General features: G+C 71.0%; 4 protein-coding genes and 1 pseudogene. 1 reads left to right on the top strand and 4 read right to left on the bottom strand.

The genetic code is table 11. The features are described 5' to 3' along the window. A pseudogene (locus VHK87_RS04170) lies at positions 1-365 on the top strand (glycosyltransferase family 2 protein); the annotation flags it as partial. Here VHK87_RS04170 and argE read toward each other — a convergent pair. From argE to VHK87_RS04150, 4 genes are all read right to left on the bottom strand, one after another. Continuing rightward, positions 328-1,497, bottom strand: coding sequence for an acetylornithine deacetylase (argE, locus tag VHK87_RS04165; RefSeq protein WP_329633638.1), 1,170 nt, complete (start codon positions 1,495-1,497; stop codon positions 328-330). The pseudogene VHK87_RS04170 and the gene argE overlap by 38 nt on opposite strands. 46 nt (positions 1,498-1,543) lie before the next feature. Further along, the gene (locus VHK87_RS04160; protein ID WP_329633637.1) at positions 1,544-2,053 is read right to left on the bottom strand and encodes an FKBP-type peptidyl-prolyl cis-trans isomerase; all 510 of its coding nucleotides are present in this window, start codon (positions 2,051-2,053) and stop codon (positions 1,544-1,546) included. Between the two features lie 50 nt (positions 2,054-2,103). Continuing rightward, the gene (locus VHK87_RS04155) at positions 2,104-3,312 is read right to left on the bottom strand and encodes a threonine ammonia-lyase (protein WP_329633636.1); all 1,209 of its coding nucleotides are present in this window, start codon (positions 3,310-3,312) and stop codon (positions 2,104-2,106) included. A gap of 62 nt (positions 3,313-3,374) precedes the next feature. After that, positions 3,375-4,056 (bottom strand): GNAT family N-acetyltransferase (locus tag VHK87_RS04150; RefSeq protein WP_329633635.1); only part of this gene is annotated, 682 nt, incomplete at its 5' end.

Below are 4,056 nucleotides of genomic sequence, written 5' to 3'. Positions count from 1 at the left end.
CGGCCAGCTCGGGCGGGCCGCGGTCGGACTTCGCCGTCTGGCACGGCACGCGCAACCGCTTCTGGGTGTTCGTGAAGGACACCCCGCCGGTGCTGTTCTGGCTGACTCTGCCGCTGCACCTGGCCGCCACCGCCCTCCTGTTCGTCCGCCACGCCATGCGCGGCGAGCTGCAGGCGCCGATGAAGGGGCTGGCGGCGGGGTTGAGGGACCTCAAGGTCGCGCTGCAGGCCCGCCGCGAGGCTCAGGCCGCGCGCAAGGTCGGCTCGTGGGAGATCGCCCGGGCGATGACCTGGAACCCCGCCGACCTGTTCGGCCGGCGGGTGGTGATCAAGCGCCGGCGGCCCAATCGGCCAGGCGAGCCATGAAGGCCGCCCCGCGCTCCAGCTGAGGGATCTCCAGGTATTCGTCCGGCTGGTGCGCCTGCTCGATGGAGCCCGGCCCGCAGATCACGGTGGAGAAGCCGGCCTGCTGGAACTGCCCGGCCTCGGCGGCGAAGGCGACGACCCGAGCCGGTCCGTTGTCGCCCGCCAGCCGGCGGGCGAAGGCCTCGGCGACGCCATCGCGCTCAGGCGCCAGCGGCGGGGTGTTGGACCGCTGCTCGATCGCCACGCCCGCCTCGGGCGAGAGCGCCTTCAGTCGCCGGTCCATGGCCTCGACCTCCGCCACGAAGGGGGCCAGCACCTTGGTCGGATCGAGCCCCGGCGGGCAGCGCAGGTCGAACAGGAAGCGGCACTGGCGCGCCAGGATGTTGCCGGCGGTGCCGCCCTGCACGATGCCAATGGTCAGCGTGGCGTGCTTGGGGACAAAGGGCGAGGCTGCATCGGCCGTCCGCTCCAGATCCTCCGCGAGGCGCTTGAGGCTCGCCATCAGCTCCACCGCGGCCATGATCGCCGAGACGCCCAGGTGGGTCTGGCTGGAGTGGGCCTCCTTGCCGGTGACCGTCACCCAGTAGGTGGCTATCCCCTTGTGGCCGCTGACCGCCTCCATGCGGGTGGGCTCGCCGACCACCACCAGCGCCGGCCTGGGCAGCTCGGCGGCGATCATCCGGATCATGTCGGGCGCGCCGACGCAGCCCACCTCCTCATCGTAGGAGAAGGCCAGGTGCACGGGCTTCTTGGGACCGGTCTTCTTCAGCTCCGGCACGGCGGCCAGCGCCAGGGCGATGAACCCCTTCATGTCGCAGGTCCCGCGGCCGTAGAGCCTGCCGTCCCGCTCGGTGAGCTTGAACGGGTCGCTGCTCCAGGCCTGGCCGTCCACCGGCACCACGTCGGTGTGGCCGGAGAGCACGACCCCGCCCTCCTCCGCCGGCCCCAGGGTGGCGATCAGGTTGGACTTCGCCCCGTCCGGGCTCGGGGCGCGTCGATGCGGCACGCCGTGGCTGTCGAGGTAGGCCTCCACCCACTCGATCAGCGGCAGGTTCGACAGTCGCGAGGTGGTGTCGAAGGCGACCAGGCGATCGAGGATCTCGGTCGCCCGCTGGGTCAGGTCGTCGGACATGGCGCCAACCTACCCGGCGCCGCTACCTGGCCGGAAGCGGTTTCGCTCAGCCCTGCATCACCCGGCCGGGTCCTGGCAGCACGCCGAGCAGTTCGATGCGGAAAATGAGCGGCGAGTTGGGCGGGATCTCGCCGCCGCCCGCGCCTTCCTCGCCATAGCCCTGCTCGGGCGGGACGTAGAGGACCCACTCGTCACCCGGGCGCATCTGCTGCAGCGCTTCCTGCCAGGCGGGGATCAGCCCCTCCAGCGGCATGGAGGCGGGGACGCCCCGGTCGTAGCTGGAATCGAACACCTTTCCGTCCGGCAGCTTGCCCTCGTAGTGGACCTTCACCTCGTCGGTGAGCTGCGGCTTCATCCCGCCTTCGGGGCCGGAGCGGACCACCTTGTAGAGCACGCCCGACGGCAGCTTCTGCACGCCCGGCTCGGCGGCCGTCTTGGCGATGAACGCCGCCGCCTCCTTTTTGGCCGCCTCCGGCGCGGCGGCGGTCTCCCCGCGGTTGCAGGCCGCGAGGGCGAGGGTGGCGGTCAAGGCGAGGAGGAGGCGTCGGGTGGTCATGGGGCGAGGCCTTACACCGAGCGGGCCGTCCAACCCAAGCCCCTGCCGCGTCAGACCGTCCGCGGCGGGTAACCGTTGGCGCGCAGCGCGTCCATGATCTCCTGGGTGTGCTGGGAGTCGCGGGTCTCGATCATGATGTCGAACTCCGCGCCCTTGGCGGGCACGTCCAGGGCCAGGCGGTTGTGGGCCACCTCGATGATGTTGGCGCCGTGTCCGCCAATCACCGCCGAGACCGTGGCCAGGAGGCCCGGGCGGTCGTCGCCGATGATGCGCAGGGACACCAGCCGGTTGTCGCGCACCAGCTCGCGGGTCAGCACCGAGGCCAGCAGGCGGGTGTCGATGTTGCCGCCGGTGAGGATCAGGCCGCACTTCTTGCCGCGGAACTTCTCCGGGTAGGCCAGCAGGCCCGCCAGCGAGGCCGCGCCGGCGCCCTCCGCCACCGTCTTCTCGACGTTGCAGTAGAGGGCGACGGCGCGCTCCAGATAGGGCTCCTCGAGCAGCAGCACGTCGTCGATCAGCGGCCGGGCGATGGCGTAGGTGAGGTCCCCGATGGTCTTGACCGCGATGCCCTCGGCGATGGTCGAGGCGCCCACCTGGGCCGACGCGTTCATGCCGCGCATCTTGGCCGTGAAGGACGGGTACATGGCCGGCTCGAGGCCGACGATCTCGATGTCCGGCTTGATGGACTTGGCCGCCGTCGCGACGCCGGCGATCAGCCCGCCGCCGCCGATGGGGACGGGCAGCACCTCCAGGTCGGGGGCGTCCTCCAGCATCTCCAGCGCGACCGTCCCCTGGCCGGCCATGACGTCCACGTCGTTGAACGGGTGGACGAACACCAGGTCCCGCTCGGCGCAGACCTTCTGGGCGTGGGCCGAAGCGTCGTCATAGCCGTCGCCGTCCAGCACCACCTCGGCGCCGTGCGCCCGGGTCTGCTGCACCTTCATGAAGGGGGTGGTGCGCGGCATCACGATGGTGACCGGGATCCCCAGCCGGGCGGCGTGGTAGGCCAACGCCTGGCTGTGGTTGCCGGCCGAGGCGCAGATCACCCCGCGCTTCTTCACGTTGTCGCCAAGCTGCAGCAGCTTGTTGAGCGCGCCGCGCTCCTTGTAGGCGGCGGTGAACTGCAGGTTCTCGAACTTCACCCACACTTCCGCGCCGGTGATCTCGGAGAGAGTCCGCGAATAGCGGCAGGGCGTGCGCTCGATATGCCCCTTGAGCCGGTCGGCGGCCGCGCGGATGTCGTCGATGGTCAGGGTCATGGCAGGGGTCGGGCGCTCAAAAGGTCGGGCAACCTAATGGCTCGGCGCCCCGGGAGCAAATCTCAGCTTCCGCGCAGGCCGCGCCACTGGTCGAGCCGGCGCATCGCCTTGCCCGGAAGCTCGGACACCGGACCGAGCGGCAGCGACTCGACGGCCCGGCGGACCTCGTAGACCGCCGCCCGGGTGAGGGTGGCGGTGGAGGGCAACCCGACGAAGCCGTGGGCGATCGAGACGCCGTCGTTGGCCAGTTCGCGCTTGAAGCGCACCTCGCCGGGGCCGAGGTCGAGCCGGTCGAAGGGCGTCTCGTCCATCCAGCGCAGGATGTCCTGGAAAAGCAGCAGACCGGGTGAATGGCGCTCCAGCTCCGGGTCGTGGGCGATGATCCAGGCGTGGATGGTGCGCCGGCCGCGCAGGTTGAGCTGCACGGCGGCCAGCCGGTCGCCGAAGTGCAAAGTGAAGAGCACCGCGCCAAAGTCCGGGTCCCGGCTGGCGAACAGCTGTTTGAGCAGGCCCAGGGTCCAGCCGGCGGAGAAGATGTCGGTCTGACCGGTGGCGCGGAATTGGGCTCGCTTCCAGGCGATCAGCTGGTCGAAGGCCGCCTCCGAGCGGGAGAAGGCGGTGAACACCGGCTCGGCGACCTCGCGCTCCACCCGGCGGCGCTTGCGGTCGCAGTCCTTGATCAGGCCCACGCCCGCCGCCTTGCGCTCGGCCTGGTAGGCGCAGTAGCCGCCGGAGAGGTCGGCG

The sequence above is a fragment of the Phenylobacterium sp. genome, assembly GCF_036263695.1.
In the GTDB taxonomy this organism is placed as follows: Bacteria; Pseudomonadota; Alphaproteobacteria; order Caulobacterales; family Caulobacteraceae; genus Phenylobacterium.
Note: the sequence above shows the minus strand (reverse complement) of the source record. Positions and strands in the feature narration are given on the sequence as shown.